Source organism: Bacillus sp. UMB0728 (assembly GCF_002858875.1).
GTDB lineage: Bacteria > Bacillota > Bacilli > Bacillales > Cytobacillaceae > Bacillus_AB > Bacillus_AB infantis.
Genome location: NZ_PKLA01000003.1, coordinates 442,767 through 458,324, shown reverse-complemented (window position 1 = coordinate 458,324; position 15,558 = coordinate 442,767). Strand labels below are relative to the sequence as shown.

General features: G+C 48.4%; 21 protein-coding genes. 15 read left to right on the top strand and 6 right to left on the bottom strand.

The window, feature by feature from the left end; translation table 11 throughout:
• Positions 1-117: 117 nt before the first annotated feature.
• Both CYJ37_RS13365 and CYJ37_RS13360 read left to right on the top strand, forming a co-directional pair.
• Entirely contained in the window at positions 118-444 is a 327-nt protein-coding gene (locus tag CYJ37_RS13365) for an iron-sulfur cluster biosynthesis family protein (RefSeq protein ID WP_035403064.1), read from the top strand.
• A 402-nt stretch (positions 445-846) separates the two neighbouring features.
• Positions 847-1,395, top strand: coding sequence for a hypothetical protein (locus tag CYJ37_RS13360; protein WP_022544167.1), 549 nt, complete (start codon positions 847-849; stop codon positions 1,393-1,395).
• 68 nt (positions 1,396-1,463) lie between these two features.
• Here CYJ37_RS13360 and CYJ37_RS13355 read toward each other — a convergent pair whose 3' ends face one another.
• The 3 genes from CYJ37_RS13355 to CYJ37_RS13350 form a co-directional block, all read right to left on the bottom strand.
• Entirely contained in the window at positions 1,464-2,396 is a 933-nt protein-coding gene (locus CYJ37_RS13355) for an alpha/beta hydrolase (RefSeq protein WP_009794736.1), read from the bottom strand.
• A gap of 151 nt (positions 2,397-2,547) precedes the next feature.
• A complete protein-coding gene (locus CYJ37_RS27780) occupies positions 2,548-2,679 on the bottom strand; it encodes a hypothetical protein (RefSeq protein ID WP_009794737.1) in 132 nt (43 codons plus the stop codon).
• Positions 2,680-2,752: 73 nt separating this feature from the next.
• Complete coding sequence (locus tag CYJ37_RS13350; protein WP_101550238.1) at positions 2,753-3,679, bottom strand: hydroxymethylglutaryl-CoA lyase; 927 nt, start codon at positions 3,677-3,679, stop codon at positions 2,753-2,755.
• A 180-nt stretch (positions 3,680-3,859) separates the two neighbouring features.
• On the opposite strand from CYJ37_RS13350, the gene CYJ37_RS13345 reads away from it, so the two are divergent.
• The 6 genes from CYJ37_RS13345 to CYJ37_RS13320 all read left to right on the top strand — a co-directional run bounded on the left by CYJ37_RS13345 (position 3,860) and on the right by CYJ37_RS13320 (position 7,804).
• A complete protein-coding gene (locus tag CYJ37_RS13345; protein ID WP_101550236.1) occupies positions 3,860-5,047 on the top strand; it encodes an acetyl-CoA C-acetyltransferase in 1,188 nt (395 codons plus the stop codon).
• A 59-nt stretch (positions 5,048-5,106) separates the two neighbouring features.
• Positions 5,107-5,796, top strand: a complete 690-nt coding sequence (locus CYJ37_RS13340; protein WP_101550234.1) for a CoA transferase subunit A — start codon at positions 5,107-5,109, stop codon at positions 5,794-5,796.
• A 25-nt stretch (positions 5,797-5,821) separates the two neighbouring features.
• Positions 5,822-6,490, top strand: a complete 669-nt coding sequence (locus tag CYJ37_RS13335; protein ID WP_009794741.1) for a 3-oxoacid CoA-transferase subunit B — start codon at positions 5,822-5,824, stop codon at positions 6,488-6,490.
• Positions 6,491-6,550: 60 nt separating this feature from the next.
• Positions 6,551-6,922, top strand: a complete 372-nt coding sequence (locus CYJ37_RS13330) for a VOC family protein (RefSeq protein WP_101550232.1) — start codon at positions 6,551-6,553, stop codon at positions 6,920-6,922.
• A gap of 82 nt (positions 6,923-7,004) precedes the next feature.
• Positions 7,005-7,250: a YqkE family protein gene (locus CYJ37_RS13325; protein WP_009794743.1), complete on the top strand. Its 246-nt coding sequence runs from the start codon at positions 7,005-7,007 to the stop codon at positions 7,248-7,250.
• Complete coding sequence (locus CYJ37_RS13320; protein ID WP_240683998.1) at positions 7,247-7,804, top strand: GrpB family protein; 558 nt, start codon at positions 7,247-7,249, stop codon at positions 7,802-7,804. Before CYJ37_RS13325 ends, CYJ37_RS13320 begins: the two co-directional genes overlap by 4 nt.
• 39 nt (positions 7,805-7,843) lie before the next feature.
• Here CYJ37_RS13320 and CYJ37_RS13315 read toward each other — a convergent pair whose 3' ends face one another.
• Together CYJ37_RS13315 and mciZ are read right to left on the bottom strand one after the other, a co-directional pair.
• The gene (locus CYJ37_RS13315) at positions 7,844-8,764 is read right to left on the bottom strand and encodes an aldo/keto reductase (protein WP_009794745.1); all 921 of its coding nucleotides are present in this window, start codon (positions 8,762-8,764) and stop codon (positions 7,844-7,846) included.
• A gap of 68 nt (positions 8,765-8,832) precedes the next feature.
• Positions 8,833-9,000, bottom strand: a complete 168-nt coding sequence (gene mciZ / locus CYJ37_RS13310) for a Z-ring formation inhibitor MciZ (RefSeq protein ID WP_022544165.1) — start codon at positions 8,998-9,000, stop codon at positions 8,833-8,835.
• 73 nt (positions 9,001-9,073) lie between these two features.
• Between mciZ and CYJ37_RS13305 the strand changes: the two genes are divergently transcribed.
• Together CYJ37_RS13305 and CYJ37_RS13300 are read left to right on the top strand one after the other, a co-directional pair.
• The gene (locus tag CYJ37_RS13305) at positions 9,074-9,628 is read left to right on the top strand and encodes an NUDIX hydrolase (RefSeq protein WP_101550229.1); all 555 of its coding nucleotides are present in this window, start codon (positions 9,074-9,076) and stop codon (positions 9,626-9,628) included.
• A complete protein-coding gene (locus CYJ37_RS13300) occupies positions 9,625-10,797 on the top strand; it encodes an endonuclease Q family protein (RefSeq protein ID WP_101550227.1) in 1,173 nt (390 codons plus the stop codon). Before CYJ37_RS13305 ends, CYJ37_RS13300 begins: the two co-directional genes overlap by 4 nt.
• 86 nt (positions 10,798-10,883) lie before the next feature.
• Here the strand turns inward: CYJ37_RS13300 and CYJ37_RS13295 are convergent, their stop codons facing one another.
• Positions 10,884-11,450 (bottom strand): GNAT family N-acetyltransferase, encoded by a 567-nt coding sequence (locus tag CYJ37_RS13295; protein ID WP_101550224.1) that lies wholly within the window; start codon positions 11,448-11,450, stop codon positions 10,884-10,886.
• Positions 11,451-11,602: 152 nt separating this feature from the next.
• Between CYJ37_RS13295 and spoIIM the strand changes: the two genes are divergently transcribed.
• The 5 genes from spoIIM to deoB all read left to right on the top strand — a co-directional run bounded on the left by spoIIM (position 11,603) and on the right by deoB (position 15,527).
• Positions 11,603-12,247, top strand: coding sequence for a stage II sporulation protein M (spoIIM, locus tag CYJ37_RS13290; protein WP_022544162.1), 645 nt, complete (start codon positions 11,603-11,605; stop codon positions 12,245-12,247).
• Positions 12,248-12,393: 146 nt separating this feature from the next.
• Positions 12,394-12,858, top strand: a complete 465-nt coding sequence (gene fur, locus CYJ37_RS13285) for a ferric iron uptake transcriptional regulator (protein WP_022544161.1) — start codon at positions 12,394-12,396, stop codon at positions 12,856-12,858.
• A 143-nt stretch (positions 12,859-13,001) separates the two neighbouring features.
• Positions 13,002-13,229, top strand: coding sequence for a YqzK family protein (locus CYJ37_RS13275; RefSeq protein WP_022544160.1), 228 nt, complete (start codon positions 13,002-13,004; stop codon positions 13,227-13,229).
• Positions 13,230-13,236: 7 nt separating this feature from the next.
• A complete protein-coding gene (gene xerD, locus CYJ37_RS13270; protein ID WP_009794754.1) occupies positions 13,237-14,130 on the top strand; it encodes a site-specific tyrosine recombinase XerD in 894 nt (297 codons plus the stop codon).
• A gap of 215 nt (positions 14,131-14,345) precedes the next feature.
• Positions 14,346-15,527, top strand: coding sequence for a phosphopentomutase (deoB, locus tag CYJ37_RS13265; RefSeq protein ID WP_094767118.1), 1,182 nt, complete (start codon positions 14,346-14,348; stop codon positions 15,525-15,527).
• Positions 15,528-15,558: the final 31 nt, after the last annotated feature.

The window sequence follows — 15,558 nt, the reverse complement described above, 5'->3', positions numbered from 1 at the left end:
ATTCCCATACCGGCGGGCCGGCTTGTCCAGCAGGGCGGAAGTGCTGAGCACATGAAAAGGTGGAATGCCTGCTTTATGCTAGAATGGGATTATGAAACGAAAGCAGGTGATTTTCCCATGAAAATTGCAGTCACTAGAACAGCACAGGAAAAACTCAAAGAAAAAACAGCCGGAAAAGAAGGCTATTTAAAATTAAAATATGATACAGAAGGCTGCGGCTGTGTTGTCAGCGGCGTAAGCGCCTTATGGCTGGTGGATGGAGTGGATTCCGGCGACAGGGAAATCAGCACCGAAGCCGGCAGCATCTATATAGAAAAATCAAAAGAAGTCTTTTTCGATGAAAGCATGACAATCGATTATTCCGATCAAGCCAATTGTTTTCAGCTGAAAAGCCCGAATCAATACTTGAATCCGAGAATGAGCTTCATTAATAAGATTTCCTGAGGCAGGCCGCAATGCGGTCTGTTTTTTTGTAGTTGAAGAATTTATAAATTGGAAGACTTGTGGATAATTTTCAATTCTTGATCCACGTCCAGCAGCAGCGCCGAAGTCATAAGCCGAACCTCCCAAAAAGGCAAAGAACGCCTTTCCGGGAGGTTCGTCTTGAGGCCCCCAGGAAGCTGGTCATGCAGATGTTGCCACAGGACGTGGCGTTCTTAGTCTGCGTTCCTTAAGGTGATCAAGGCGCTTGCGCTTTTGTTCCGGCTCAAAACTCAAAATGGAATTTTTTATCAATTCAGGTTTCAAAAAAGCCGAATAAGGCTAGAGAACCATAGCGCACCTTGGCGCATGTTACAGGCTGTTCCTTCATTTAATGATAAAAGAGATGCTAAAGGGGGCGGGAGAATGAAGAAAAAGGCAGGCTTATGGATCATGCTGGCGGCCATCTTCCTTGCAGCATGCCAGCCTAAAACCTTCGAGGAAGCGATGAGTACAGAAGTGCCTTTCAATGTCCAGAAGGTGATACATAAAGAAAAGGTGAAGGGCGGCACGGTTGTGTTGTATCTGACAGAGCAGGAGCGGGAAGCGGACAATGGGGCGGAAAAGGTGCAGGCAGTTGCCGCCGCCTATCTGCAGGAAAGCAAGAAGGCCGGCTGGAAGAACGCGGGCCATAACCATTGGGAATATAAGCAGAACGATCATATGACGGTCTATCCGGAAACCTTCTATCAGTATGACACAGAAGGCAATCTGAAGCATAAAGTGCCGATTGTGTTTGGGCGGATCCTGAACAATGACATAACAGCAGTGGAAGCGGGAAAGAAGGATTCATTCCAGCCGGCGAAGCTGATAGAGACGGAAGAGGGGCGCTTTTATTTTGCGGCCGGTGAGTTCGAACTCGTGAGGGGCCTGTCTGCCGAGGGGAAGGCCGTCAGCCAGCAGAAAAACAGATAGTGACGGCGGCTGTTATGCTGCGGGAGCATAAAGGGAGGAGGCTTTCAAAAAGCCTCCTCCCTATCTGTTTAAGAACCGGCGGCCATCGGCCCCTTTTTAAAAATATAGTCTTCAAGAAATTCGTCGATGGCTTTCTCATAGTCATTGCGGTTTTCATTCAAGGACTGGGCATGGACCCCGTTCATGGCAAGAAACAGTTTTTTCGGGCCGGGCTTGCGCAGGAAAAGGGCCTCTGTCATGGTGGGCAGGATAAAATCATCCTTCGTGCTGTGGATGAACAGCACCGGCTTTTTGATCTGGTCGATGACAGCGATGGGGGATACTTCGTTCAGAGAATATTTTTCCCTTAGGCGCAGGAAAATGTCTGCCACCGGAAGAACCAGCTGTGGCGGCAGCTTCATTTCTGTTTTCAGCCGGTAAGAAAGCTGCTCCCTGAAATCCGAGAACGGACAGTCGGCTATATAAAAATCGGCTCCATCCTCCAGCATTCCGGCATACAGCAGCATGGTGGCCGCTCCCATCGATTCGCCGTGGATCCCCAGGAGCAGGTCATCGCCTTTCTCTTTTTTCAGCCACTGGACAACGGCCTGAAGGTCGAATTTTTCATAATGCCCATAACTCGTCGTCTTGCCGCCGGATTCTCCATGCCGGCGGTGGTCATAGATGAGGGCGTTGAATCCGCGGTTGAGGAACAGATTCATATACTTAATGCTGTTTGTTTTATTTTCTGTCACTCCGTGGCAGATGATAATATATTTGTTCGAAGAGTGCGGCTCTGCGAGAACCGCCTTCAGGGAGTAACCAAAAGGGGATGGGATCAAAACCTCCTTTTTTGCAAGGCTGCTGAAGGAAAGAGGATCTACCCTTCCGGCTTCAGTTTCCCTGTTGAGGATAAAGCTGTCATCCTTTTTCTTCATATACATGATCCGATTGGTAAAATACACACCGATCGAGGTTAAAAAGACAAGGAGTGAAAAAAGGTAACGGAATGCCTTTCTCAAGACGATCCCTCCAAAATAAGGTTTTTCTTTATTTTACCATTAGCAGATGCTCTTCGAAATGAAAACGGACGGAAAATCATCGTTTTCTTCCTAAAGAAAAATTCTGCTCTGTGAACGAAAAACAGCCACGGCAATCGCGGCTGCTGAACGGCTATTGCGGAGAATTCTGGCCCCTTGCCGGGTGAATGGCTTTTTCCAGCTCTTCAGCCGCAATCGTATGATTGACAGTATCGCTTGCAGGCTTGCCTTTCTGGCTGTTCCCTTTGTCCCGCTTCTGGCTCATGATAATTCCTCCTTTGATTTAGCATTAATTCTTAAAGTGCTCACAAAGGCGGAAGTTATGCAGATAAAACAGATTATGAACCTGCTCGTTCCCTGGATGCCTCTCCCAAATACAGCTGGTAAATCGCGCTTTCAATCGGCCGGCTGAGATGGGGCTGTACAATATCAATGGCATCCATAAGGAGGTCCAAATTGATGCCAGTGCTGATTCCCATCCGTTCAAGCATATTCACAACATCCTCGGTTGCCGCATTACCTGCCGCACCTGGAGCGAACGGACAGCCGCCAAGGCCGCCTGCAGAGCTGTCGAAGCGGTCGATCCCTGCCTGGAGAGCGGCAAAGATATTCGTCAAAGCCATTTTCCTTGTGTCATGGAAATGCGCTGTCAGCAAAACATTCGGAAATTCGTGCTTCAGCCTGCTGAACAGGGAGTATGCCTCATGAGGGGCAGCCATGCCGATCGTATCGGCAACACTCAGCTCATCTGCCCCGGCGAGAGTAAATTGGCGGCAAAGCTCCACAGTCCTGTCTTCCTCTATTTTGCCTTCATAAGGGCAGTAGAAGCTGGTCGAGATGCAGGCGCGCACAAAGTAGCCTTTTTCCTTCAATTCCCTGACCAGCGGCAGGATTTCCTCCATGCTTTCCGCTGTTGTTTTGTTGATATTTTTTTTGTTGAAGCTGTCGCTTACCCCAACGAAGACAGCAATCGCGCGGCAGCCGGTCATATAGGCGCGTTCAATGCCCTTCCTGTTGGGGGCAAGGACAAAATCGCGCACACCTGATCCAATAGAGCTGGCGGCAATTTCAGCTGCATCCGCCATTTGCGGCACCCATTTAGGTGAGACGAAGGAGGTAAGCTCCATCTCGGCAAAGCCGGCTTTTTTCAGCGCGGATATGAATTCCTTTTTAACAGGGGTTGGAATGAACGTTTTTTCATTTTGGAGCCCGTCGCGCGGGCCTACTTCTATGATGGTCGCTTTCTTTGGCAGGCAGAGGGTCATGATTTCACTCCTGACAACATATTTTTATTTGTAGATTGCAAGATTAATGAAAGGGCTTTCTTATATTGTAGGAGAAAAGAAAAATAAAAAGCAAGAATAATAGAAATTTTGACAAAATAAAAGGAATTTCTCATTTTTGGCTCGAACTAATACATATTGCAGTTAGAAAGGGTGAATAGCTTGAAGCAGACAGACATCGTAATAGCGAGTGCTGTAAGGACGGCGATCGGGAGCTTTAACGGGAGCCTGAAGGGAGTTTCAGCTCCGGCGCTTGGGGCCGCTGCCATAAAGGGTGCATTGGAAAAGGCAGGGCTTGAGGCAGAACAGGTGGATGAAGTTATCATGGGAAACGTGCTGCAGGCGGGGCTGGGCCAGAATCCGGCAAGGCAGGCAGCTATTTTGGCGGGGATTCCTGAAAGCGTTTCCTCTATGACGATCAATAAAGTCTGCGGCTCCGGCTTGAAGGCAGTGCATCTTGCCTATCAGGCGATTATGGCAGGGGATGCAGAAGTCGTCGTTGCGGGCGGCATGGAAAATATGAGCCAGGCCCCTTACCTGCTAAAAGGCGCCCGCGAAGGGTTTAAGATGGGCGATCAGAAGCTGGTGGACAGCATGGTCTCTGACGGGCTGTGGTGTGCATTCAATGACTACCATATGGGCATGACAGCGGAAAACCTCTGCTCGCAGTATGGCCTCAGCAGGGAAGAGCAGGACACATTTGCAGCATGGAGCCAGGAAAAAGCGCAGAAAGCACAAGAGGCCGGGCGTTTCAAGGATGAAATTGTGCCTGTCGAAATTCCTCAGCGCAAAGGGGATCCGGTCATCTTTGACAGCGACGAATATTTGAAAAAAGGGACGACTGCCGAAAAGCTTGCCGGCTTGAGGCCGGCCTTCAAAAAGGATGGCTCAGTTACTGCCGGCAATGCATCGGGCATTAATGACGGTGCAGCCGCCCTTGTTGTGATGAGCAGGGCAAAGGCGGAGGAGCTCGGGGTCCAGCCGATTGCTGTCATCAAAGCGAACGCAAGTGCCGGCGTAGATCCGAGCATCATGGGAATCGGACCGGTGCCGGCGGTCAAGAAGGTGTTGGAGAAGGCAGGAGTTTCAATGGAAGAACTGGATTTGATCGAGGCAAATGAGGCCTTTGCCGCTCAATCGCTTGCAGTAGGAAAAGAGCTCGGCTTCAACAATGAAATATTGAACGTAAACGGCGGGGCAATTGCGCTTGGCCACCCGATTGGCGCCAGCGGTGCAAGGGTCCTTGTCACGCTCCTGCATGAAATGAAAAAGCGGAATGCAGAGAAAGGGCTGGCAGCACTATGCATTGGCGGCGGCCAGGGAGTAGCGACAGTGGTTGAGCTTGCCTAGTCCCGCCTGCACTGAGGGGAAGAACAGCAAAAAAAGAAAAAAATGAGAGGAGAGAAACGATGAAAAAAATACATACATCCTTCCAGGAAGCAGTTGCCGGCATCCAGGACGGAGCGGTACTGATGGTGGGCGGCTTCGGACTTTGCGGCATTCCTGAGAATCTAATACTTGCCCTCGTGGAAAAAGGGGTGAAGGATCTGACCGTTATCTCCAACAACTGCGGAGTGGACGATTGGGGTCTTGGCCTTCTGTTAAAAAACAAGCAGATCAAAAAAATGGTCGGATCTTATGTAGGTGAGAATAAGGAATTTGAGCGCCAGGTACTATCAGGTGAAATTGAAGTCGAACTGCTGCCGCAGGGAACGCTTGCTGAGAAAATCCGCGCCGGCGGAGCCGGCATTCCGGCATTTTATACACCTGCCGGAGTAGGAACCCCGATTGCCGAAGGAAAAGAGACCAGGATTTTCAACGGAAAGGAATATTTGCTTGAAGAGGCGCTTGCCGCAGACTTCAGCCTTGTCCGGGCCTGGAAAGGGGATCGTATGGGAAATCTCGTATACCGGAAAACGGCGAGGAATTTCAATCCAATGATCGCAGCCGCAGGGAAAACAACCATAGCGGAAGTGGAGAACCTTGTAGAGACTGGCGGGCTTGAGCCGGAAAACATCCACACGCCGAGCATTTATGTGCAAAGCCTTATTAAAGGCAGCCAGGAAAAACGGATTGAGCGGCTGACTGTCAAATCATAATTAAGGAGAGAAAGGAGCAGCAGATATGAGCAGCGATAAAGGTGCCGTGCGCGAGAAAATTGCCAGACGGGCAGAGAAAGAAATTGAAGACGGATTTTATGTAAACCTCGGCATAGGCATGCCGACACTTGTGGCTAATTATATTTCCGGCAACAAGGAAGTGGTCCTTCAATCCGAGAACGGGCTTCTTGGGATCGGCCCCTATCCGGATAAGGAAGATGTGGATGCCGACCTGATCAATGCCGGAAAAGAAACCGTGACGGCCATACCGGGTGCAGCCTATTTTGACAGTGCTGAATCTTTTGCGATGATCCGGGGCGGGCATGTCAATGTCGCCATTCTGGGGGGCATGGAGGTTTCCGAGGAAGGGGACCTGGCCAATTGGATGATCCCCGGCAAAATGATCAAAGGCATGGGCGGTGCGATGGATCTTGTCCATGGGGCGCAAAAGATCATCGTCATCATGGAGCATACAAATAAAAACGGGGAAAGCAAGATCCTCAAGTCCTGCTCCCTCCCGCTGACTGGCAAAGGGGTCGTGGACCGCATCATCACCGAGCGGGCTGTTATTGATGTAACAGCAGGGGGGCTGAAGCTGATTGAGGTGGCGAAAGGCTTTACGGTTGAAGAGGTGGTCAGCTCGACCGGGCCGGAACTGCAGGTGGACGACTCGGTCTTAACAGAGGCATTTTAATGAGAGTTGGGTGCAGCCTCTGCGGCTGTACCTTTCTTCTGTATAGAGAGGGGAATTTAAATGGGAATCACTTTTAAAGGGATCGATCATATTCAGCTGGCAGCTCCAAAAGGGACAGAAGAGCAGGCCAGGGAATTTTACGGAAAGCTGCTGGGGCTTGAGGAAATCCCCAAGCCTGGAAATCTGCAAAAGAGGGGCGGCTGCTGGTTCCTCTGCGGCAGCCAGGAGGTGCACATCGGCATCCAGGAAGATTTCCTTCCGTCCAGGAAGGCCCATCCTGGATTTGTGGTTGAAGATCTCGCGGGACTGCGGAGCAGGCTGGAAGAGGCAGGCACAGTGATCAAGGAGGAGCCGCCGATTGATGGAAGAAACCGCTTCTTTACAGAAGATCCGTTCGGGAACAGAATCGAGTTCCTCGAATTTATCAGCTGATCCTTACATGAGCAGGGAAGAATTCGGCACTGCTCCTTGTATGCTATAATATCCTGTAAATACGCAAAAAGAGGGATAGAACATGAAGAAAAAACGCCAAACAGCACAGCAGAAAAAAGACGACAAGCCGGTTACACTGGGGGATATGCTCAATCAGGACCTGATGGATCAGCTGAAGGCAGCAAAGAAGCAGCTGAAGGATGAGGAATTGAAGAAGGCTGAGGAAGAGGAAAAAAGAAAGATAGAGGAACGGCGTTTAAGAGAGAAGAATAAGAGCTTTGAAGAGCTTCTCCAGGATAGCGATCTAAATTGGAAAGAGTATAAATGATGGAAACCCGGCCAAGGAAGGTGGATGTCCAGCCGTACAGCAGGAGCTGGGCCGATTCTTTTCAGGAGGAAAAACAGCTCCTTGCCGCTGTCTTTGGAGAATCAGCTCCCATACACCATATCGGAAGCACCTCCATTCCCGGCATGAGCGCCAAGCCGATCATCGATATCCTGGCCGAAGCGGACAATGCCGGCATCTTTGATGAGGCAGCACCCAAACTGCAGGGGTGGGGCTATACAGCAAAAGGAGAAAACGGCATCCCCGGCCGGAGGTATTTTGTGAGATTTACCGAAGCAGGTGAAAGGCTGGTCCATTTGCACGGCTATCCAAAGGGGCACCCTGAAATCGGCCGCCATCTGCTGTTCCGGGATTATTTGCGGAAGCATCCGGAGGAAGCCGATTTATACAGCAGGACAAAGCTGGTAGCCGCCCGGAAATACCCTTATGATATTGAGTCCTATATAAAGGAAAAGGATCCGGTGGTGAAGCTGCTTGATGAAAAGGCGCTGGCTTGGCACCTGCAGAATGAAGGAAAGGAACAGGATCTAACTTGATCCTGTTCCTTTTCTTCGTTACTCGGGAATCGCCAGGGCCTATCTGTGCTGTCCATATTGATTTGCCAGGCTGATAGACTGGATGGCCGCCAGTTCTTCAGCCGATAAAGGGCCAGCTGCCGCGGCCCTAGCATTCTCCCTGACCTGTGCGGCCGAGCTGGCGCCGGCAGCCACAGAAGCGACTGCAGGGCTGGAAAGGACATATTGGAAGGCCAATTCTGTCATCGAACGATTGCCGGAAGCTTCTTTCAGGTGGCGGAGAATGTCTTCCAGCTCTTTGTAGCTGTAATCAAGATAACCGTTTTCCTTTACAGAACCTGGGGCTTTCCCGAGCATCTTATCGCTCAGCATCCCCTTGGCGAGAGGGCCGCGGACCACGGCGCTGATAGCTTTCTCTTTAAGAAGCGGAAGGGCTGTCTCCTCCGGGCGGCGGTCAAGGATGCTGTATTGCATCATGACAGAAGCGATATTGGACCTTTTCACGTATTCCCGGATCACATTCGGCCTGATGGAGGAGATTCCATAGTGGCGGATAAAGCCCTCTTCCTTCAGTTCTTCAAATGCTTCAATTGTTTCATCTATCGGATCATCAAGGGTTCCGCCGTGAAGCTGATACAAATCGATATAATCTGTTCCCAGCCGCTTCAGGCTTCCCTTGACCGCTTCTTTAATATAAGCCTTAGAAGGATCCCAGCTCCAGCCGTCCTTTGCTTCATTCCAGCGGTTGCCTGCTTTTGTAGCAATAATGACGTTTTCGCGCACTTCCTTGAGTGCTTCGCCGACAATCTTTTCATTTTCCCCGAAATCGTATAGATCGGCGGTATCAAAATAATTGATTCCTTCTTCCAAAGCTGCCTCGATGATCTTCCTTCCTTCAAGGGCATCTGTTCCAAGGGACATGCAGCCAAGTCCCAGCTCGCTTACATATAGTCCTGTCTTTCCAAGCTCTCTCTTTTTCATATTTTCACCTCGAACTTATGATGAGTCCATTGTATCTAAAAGAAGGGCATGGCCACAAATATAAGAGACTATTTTATCCTCCGGAGCCGGACTTTTTCCGGGGTGGCAGCTGCCTCTGCCGAATCGATCCATTCCTTGATCAGCGTATGTTTCACTGTGTACTCTCTCAATTTTTCACGAATCTCCCATGCCTTGCCTGCAAGGATGACGCCTTTAGAGTGGACGCGGATTTTCAATTCATACTCCCCCAAATAAAGTATGATAAAATGTATGAGCAGATAATCGGATTAGAACTGGAGTGATAGAACAGTGAAGCATCCTTTAGAAGAAAAAACGATAAAAACAGAGCAGATTTTTAACGGGAAGGTCATCTCCCTTCAGGTGGACGATGTGGAGCTGCCGAACGGAAAAAACTCAAAACGGGAAATTGTCAAGCATCCTGGAGCGGTTGCTGTCATTCCCCTTACAGATGACAACAAAATCGTGATGGTAGAGCAGTTCAGAAAACCTCTTGAAAAGGCAATTGTGGAAATTCCGGCAGGCAAGCTTGAAAAAGGCGAGGATCCGGAGCTTTGTGCAAAAAGAGAGCTGGAAGAAGAGACAGGCTATGTTTGCGGAGAAATCGAAAAGCTCGTTTCCTTTTATACTTCACCCGGATTCGCTGATGAGATTCTCCATATATATGCTGCCAGAAAACTGAGAAAAATAGAAAATCCCGCCATTCCGGATGAGGATGAATTCGTCGATGTTATTGAACTTACTCTTGAAGAGGCGCAGGCTTATATAGAAGAGCAAAAAATCCATGATGCCAAAACAGTCTATGCTGTCCAGTATCTCCAGATCGAACAGCTGAAGAACAGATGATGCTTCAAACTTATTATGCCGATATGCACATCCATATCGGCCGGACAAAGTCAGGGCGCGCCGTTAAAATAACGGGGGCCAGATCACTTGTGTTTTCCAATATCATCGAGCATGCAAGGGACAGTAAAGGCCTGGATATGATCGGGATTATTGACTGCCATTCACCAGAGGTAATTGACGAGATGGAAGAACTTATGGCCACGGGCGAGCTTGTGCAATCGCCTGAAGGAGGTCTGCTGTACGGCGGCCTCGCAATCATTCCAGGATCAGAGCTTGAAATCTATGATGAAAGCTGCAAGGGCCCCATCCACGTTCTCTGCTATTTTCCAAACCTTGATGTGATGAAGGAATTCTCTTTGTGGCTGAAAGGCCGCCTTAAAAATATCCATTTAAGCTCACAGCGTATCTATGCATCAGGAAAAGAGTTGCAGTCACAGGTAAAAGCGCTTGGCGGATTATTCATTCCGGCCCATGTCTTTACGCCTTTCAAGAGCATGTATGGAAAAGGTGTCGACCGGTCGCTTGAAGAGGTCTTCGATAAAGATCTTATCGATGGGATCGAGCTGGGCCTGAGTTCGGATACAGAAATGGCTGATATGATTCATGAGCTGCACCAGTACCCTTTTCTTACAAATTCAGATGCTCACTCTCTCGGAAAAATAGCCAGGGAATATCAGCAGATTGAAATGGCCGGGCCTTCATTCAATGAGTTTCATTTAGCCTTGAAAAGAGAGGGAGGGAGAAGGATTTCCGCCAATTACGGACTGGACCCGCAGCTGGGGAAATATCATCAGACAGTTTGTCTGGACTGCCATTCCCCCCTCGCTTCCGGTCATAATGGCTGCCGGAAGTGCGGAAGCATAAAGCAGGTGAAGGGAGTGGCCGATCGGATTATGGAGCTTAAGACAGCTGGGAGTGCACCGGCAGACAGGCCGCCATATGTCCATCAAGTGCCGCTCGAATTCATTCCCGGCCTCGGCCCAAAGATACTGGAAAGGCTGCTGGACCATTTTGGGACTGAAATGGACATACTCCACAGAGTGCCGAAGGAGGCACTGGAAGAGGTCATTCCAGATAAGCTTGCTAGGCTGATCGTCAAAGCGAGGAGCGGCCGGCTTAGCTTGAAAGCAGGCGGCGGAGGGAAGTACGGAAAAGTTGAGCAGGAATAGCAGCTGAAGGGGACGAACACAGGAGCCGGGCTATAACTGTAAATATCTAACGAAAAACCGGATCCAGAGAGCGGATCCGGTTTTTTCTATTCTTTTAACTTTGCAAAAATACAAGTGTCCCGCAGCACATCACCGCTGGCGCAGAGGGTATTTTTTCTTAAGGTAGCTTCCAGCGTAAAGCCGAGCCTCTCGGGGATTTTTCTGCTGGCTGTGTTCTCCGGATCGCACCGGATCTCAATTCTGTTGGCAGACAGGCTGCTGAATGTAAACTCAATAAGAGCTTCGACCGCTTCTGAGATATAACCTTTCTTATGATGGCGCGAATCGCACCAATAGCCGATTTCAAACCTGCGGGCCTCCCAGTCGATGCGGTGCAGCCCGGTCGATCCGATGAATTGGCCGTCTTCTTTGCGGTATATATGGAGGCGGATATCTTCCCTCAGCCAAAATTGGGCATATGACCGGCGGATGCCTGCTTCTGTTTCTTCGAGGGACTGTTCCTTGGCAGCGAAAGGCAGCCATTTTTTCAGCTCATCATTTGATGCTATGACAGCATCATACACATCTTTGCCATCGCCTGGCAGGCAAGGCCGGATATACAATCTTTCTGTCTCTGCAATGATTTCAGGAAAGTCGATTAAAATTGGATTCATTTTCCACTCCTCCTTTGTGATTGTTCCGATTATATCGGGTGGCACAAAGACTGGCAATATATTTTTAAAATAATGGCAAAATGATAGAATCCTGGCATAGACTGTTCTTCCCTGCATAGGATGTAGTAATAGATTTTACAGGAGGAAGAGCAATGAAAAAACGTATGTACCAGAACTTTGCAGCCAATCATTTTCGCGAGCATTCCTCGATCTACTTATTCGTCATCGTCCTGTTTCTGATGGGGGTCATTTTCGGTGCCGTAGTGGTGAACAGCCTGAGCTTCAATCAAAAGGAAGATTTATATTACTATCTGTCGCAATTTTTTGGACAGGTATCGGCCGGCACTGTAGCTGAGTCACATGATCTTTTTATCCAGAGCCTGTTCCATAACAGCAAGTTCATTGGACTGATGTGGCTTCTCGGCATTTCCATCATCGGCCTGCCGGTCATCCTCGTGCTGTTATTTATGAAGGGTATGGTTGTCGGATTTACAGTCGGCTTTCTTGTAAACAGGATGGGCTGGGATGGGTTCCTGCTTTCCTTTGTATCAGTTATGCCGCAGAATATCATCATCATTCCGATCTTTATCATCACCGCAGCGATGACAGTGGCTCTGTCTTTAAAGATGATCAGGAGGCAATTTATGAAAAATCTCGGCCAGCCGGTCGTGCCGATGTTTGGAAGGTACCTGGCGGTGTTCTGCGCGGCAGTTCTATTATTATCAGTGGCTGCCGGCATAGAAGCCTATCTTTCCCCGGCTTTGATGAAATCGGTTGTCAGCAGTATAAAGCCTTGATTGCTTATTTTGTAGTGATTATAATATAAGAATGAATATATTTTATTATAATAATTGTATCTTCTTATTTATAATGATTTTATTTTGAAAACATCTCCCTATCTGTTATAATGAGAACTGACAGTGCGAGGGAGGGACTTTACGGGATGGAGACCAGAATAGATAGAATTAAAAAACAGCTGCATTCGTCAAGCTATAAATTAACACCGCAGCGTGAAGCAACAGTCCGTGTGCTGCTGGAGAATGAAGAAGATCATCTGAGCGCGGAAGATGTATACCTCCTTGTCAAAGAGAAGTCGCCTGAGATAGGACTGGCGACCGTTTATCGCACACTGGAGCTGTTAACGGAACTGAAAATTGTCGATAAAATCAATTTTGGTGATGGAGTTTCCCGCTATGACCTGAGGCAGGAAGGCGCCGCCCATTTCCACCACCATTTAGTATGCATAGAATGCGGGGCAGTAGATGAGATCCAGGATGACCTTCTGGAGGATGTCGAAGCGATAGTTGAGCGTGACTGGAACTTTAAGATCAAAGATCACCGCCTGACATTTCATGGCATCTGCTACCGCTGCCAGGATAAAGAAGAAAGCGCCGATGAGGCTGATTGACTGGAACCTTTTCTTTAAACCGGAAAAGGTTTTTATTATTCTCCGAAAAAAAGCCGGAAATGCCAAAAGCTTTAGCCGGGAAGGTATAAATCTTGTCCAGCTTGGCATATCTTTTATTATAGAATGCAGCTGGAGGAAGAATGATGAGATCCTGGATGATTATGACGTTTAAAACATTGAAGGTATTTGTCCTGTTTACGGGATGTACAATCCTTTTTTATTATGGGCTTTTATGGTTAAATGAAGAATATCAGAGCTATCACCGTTATGATGAGCCGGAAGGCAGCGCCGTCAGGGTATCTGGTGATGCAGTTTCTGATGAAACCGACTGGTTTGACAGACTGATTCTGTTTTACCACAATGGGGAGTAATGCATAAATGGAAGACAGGCTGAAAGATTTTGTTCACTTTTTATTGATTGAAAAGGGACTTGCCAACAATACAATTGTCTCTTATGAACGGGATTTGAAAAATTATCTTAAATTCATTGTGAAAAGCGAAGGGCTTGCCAGTTTGAATGAAGTCCAAAGGGTCCATATCGTCCAGTTCCTGAAAAAGCTGAAGGAACAGGGGAAATCTGCCAAGACCCTTGCCAGGCATATCGCTTCCATCCGTGCCTTCCATCAGTTCCTGCTCAGGGAGAAGGTATGCGAAAATGATCCATCTGTACATATTGAGTCGCCGCAGCAGGAAAGAAGCCTTCCAAAGGTCCTGAGCATGGCAGAAGTGGAAACCCTCCTGGAATCGCCCTCAGACTCGAGCCATTACAGCCTCCGCGACAAAGCGATGCTTGAGCTCCTGTATGCAACAGGAATCAGGGTCAGTGAACTGATCGGACTGCAGATAGGCGATGTCCATCTGACAATGGGCTTTGTCCGCTGCATCGGGAAAGGAAATAAAGAAAGAATCATTCCGATTGGGAAAACAGCTTCAGAAGCAATTGAAAGATATCTTCTGCATGGAAGGCCGAATTTTGTTTCGAAAAGCCGCAGAGATGATACATTATTCCTGAACCATCATGGAAGGCAGCTGACCCGCCAGGGGTTCTGGAAAATACTGAAAAAGCTTGCAGGCGATGCGGGCATTGAAAAAGAGCTTACCCCTCATACTCTAAGGCATTCTTTTGCCACCCATCTGCTGGAAAATGGAGCAGATTTGCGGGCAGTACAGGAGATGCTCGGTCATGCGGATATATCAACAACCCAGATATATACCCATGTCACGAAAACAAGGCTGAAGGATGTATATTCAAAATTTCATCCCCGTGCCTGATAAAACTGGAGTTTATAAATCTGCAAAAAAATAAATCTGATAAAACTGCTGAATATAAAGCAGTTTTTTCTTGTTTTTTAGGTTATTTGTTTTGTAGAATATAGATGTCAGACTTCTGACGATTCTAAACCTCTCGCAGGTTAATACTTTTGAAAAAGGGTAACATATATTTGTAAAATAAATTGAAAACGTGTACATGTTTAGGAGGAGAGCACATGAATTCGCATACATATAAAAGAATCTTTCTAATTGTTATGGATTCGGTGGGAATTGGCGAGGCAGCGGATGCTGAGCGCTTCGGCGACAAGGGATCTGATACGCTTGGCCATATCGCTGAAAGGATGAACGGGCTGAACATGCCGAACATGGGCCGGCTGGGCCTCAGCAATATCAAAGAAATCAAAGGTATTGAAAAATCAGAGAAGCCGCTCGCTTCTTATACAAAGATGCAGGAAGCATCAAACGGAAAAGACACCATGACAGGGCATTGGGAGATCATGGGGCTGAATATCGAGACACCGTTCAGGGTATTCCCGGACGGCTTCCCGGATGAGCTTTTGTCAGAGCTTGAAGCCCGCACAGGCAGAAAGATCATCGGGAACAAGCCGGCAAGCGGCACTGAGATCCTTGATGAGCTTGGGGAAGAGCATATGAAGACAGGAGCCCTGATTGTGTATACCTCGGCTGACTCGGTCCTTCAGATTGCAGCCCATGAAGAGATTGTGCCGATTGATGAGCTGTACACAATCTGTAAAATCGCCAGGGAACTGACACTTGATGAGAAATACATGGTTGGAAGAGTGATAGCACGTCCTTTCATCGGACAGCCTGGTGCATTCAAGCGGACAGCGAACAGGCATGATTATGCCCTGAAGCCATTTGACAGGACGGTCATGAATGAGCTGAAGGACGGCGGACTGGATGTACTGGCCATCGGAAAGATTTCCGACATCTATGACGGCGAAGGTGTGACAAAGTCACTGCGCACTGTCTCTAACATGGACGGGATGGATAAGCTCCTCGAAACGATGGATATGGATTTCACAGGCTTGAGCTTCTTGAATCTTGTGGACTTTGATGCCCTTTTCGGACATAGACGGGACCCGGAGGGCTACGGGAAAGCGCTGGAAGAATATGATGCCCGCCTTCCGGAAGTGTTTGATAAGCTGAAGGAAGATGATCTGCTCATCATTACGGCTGACCACGGGAATGACCCGGTACATCCCGGGACAGACCATACACGTGAATATGTCCCATTATTGGCTTATTCTAAGGGCATGGCGGTCGGAAAAGAGCTGCCAATCAGGCAGACATTCGCCGATATCGGCGCTACTGTAGCGGAAAACTTTGCTGTGGCCGCGCCAAAATTCGGAAAAAGCTTTCTGGGTGAATTGTAAGCCCGGGTCATATTTTAAACAACTGACAAGC

Coding starts and splice junctions, on each gene's coding strand:
- spoIIM (WP_022544162.1), top strand. CDS start 11,603: ATGAAAAAACGTATGTACCAGAACTTTGCAGCCAATCATTTTCGCGAG.
- CYJ37_RS13295 (WP_101550224.1), bottom strand. CDS start 11,450: ATGAATCCAATTTTAATCGACTTTCCTGAAATCATTGCAGAGACAGAA.
- CYJ37_RS13365 (WP_035403064.1), top strand. CDS start 118: ATGAAAATTGCAGTCACTAGAACAGCACAGGAAAAACTCAAAGAAAAA.
- fur (WP_022544161.1), top strand. CDS start 12,394: ATGGAGACCAGAATAGATAGAATTAAAAAACAGCTGCATTCGTCAAGC.
- CYJ37_RS13300 (WP_101550227.1), top strand. CDS start 9,625: ATGATGCTTCAAACTTATTATGCCGATATGCACATCCATATCGGCCGG.
- CYJ37_RS13340 (WP_101550234.1), top strand. CDS start 5,107: ATGAAAAAAATACATACATCCTTCCAGGAAGCAGTTGCCGGCATCCAG.
- CYJ37_RS13315 (WP_009794745.1), bottom strand. CDS start 8,764: ATGAAAAAGAGAGAGCTTGGAAAGACAGGACTATATGTAAGCGAGCTG.
- CYJ37_RS13335 (WP_009794741.1), top strand. CDS start 5,822: ATGAGCAGCGATAAAGGTGCCGTGCGCGAGAAAATTGCCAGACGGGCA.
- CYJ37_RS27780 (WP_009794737.1), bottom strand. CDS start 2,679: ATGAGCCAGAAGCGGGACAAAGGGAACAGCCAGAAAGGCAAGCCTGCA.
- CYJ37_RS13325 (WP_009794743.1), top strand. CDS start 7,005: ATGAAGAAAAAACGCCAAACAGCACAGCAGAAAAAAGACGACAAGCCG.
- CYJ37_RS13350 (WP_101550238.1), bottom strand. CDS start 3,679: ATGACCCTCTGCCTGCCAAAGAAAGCGACCATCATAGAAGTAGGCCCG.
- deoB (WP_094767118.1), top strand. CDS start 14,346: ATGAATTCGCATACATATAAAAGAATCTTTCTAATTGTTATGGATTCG.
- xerD (WP_009794754.1), top strand. CDS start 13,237: ATGGAAGACAGGCTGAAAGATTTTGTTCACTTTTTATTGATTGAAAAG.
- CYJ37_RS13275 (WP_022544160.1), top strand. CDS start 13,002: ATGAGATCCTGGATGATTATGACGTTTAAAACATTGAAGGTATTTGTC.
- CYJ37_RS13360 (WP_022544167.1), top strand. CDS start 847: ATGAAGAAAAAGGCAGGCTTATGGATCATGCTGGCGGCCATCTTCCTT.
- CYJ37_RS13320 (WP_240683998.1), top strand. CDS start 7,247: ATGATGGAAACCCGGCCAAGGAAGGTGGATGTCCAGCCGTACAGCAGG.
- CYJ37_RS13330 (WP_101550232.1), top strand. CDS start 6,551: ATGGGAATCACTTTTAAAGGGATCGATCATATTCAGCTGGCAGCTCCA.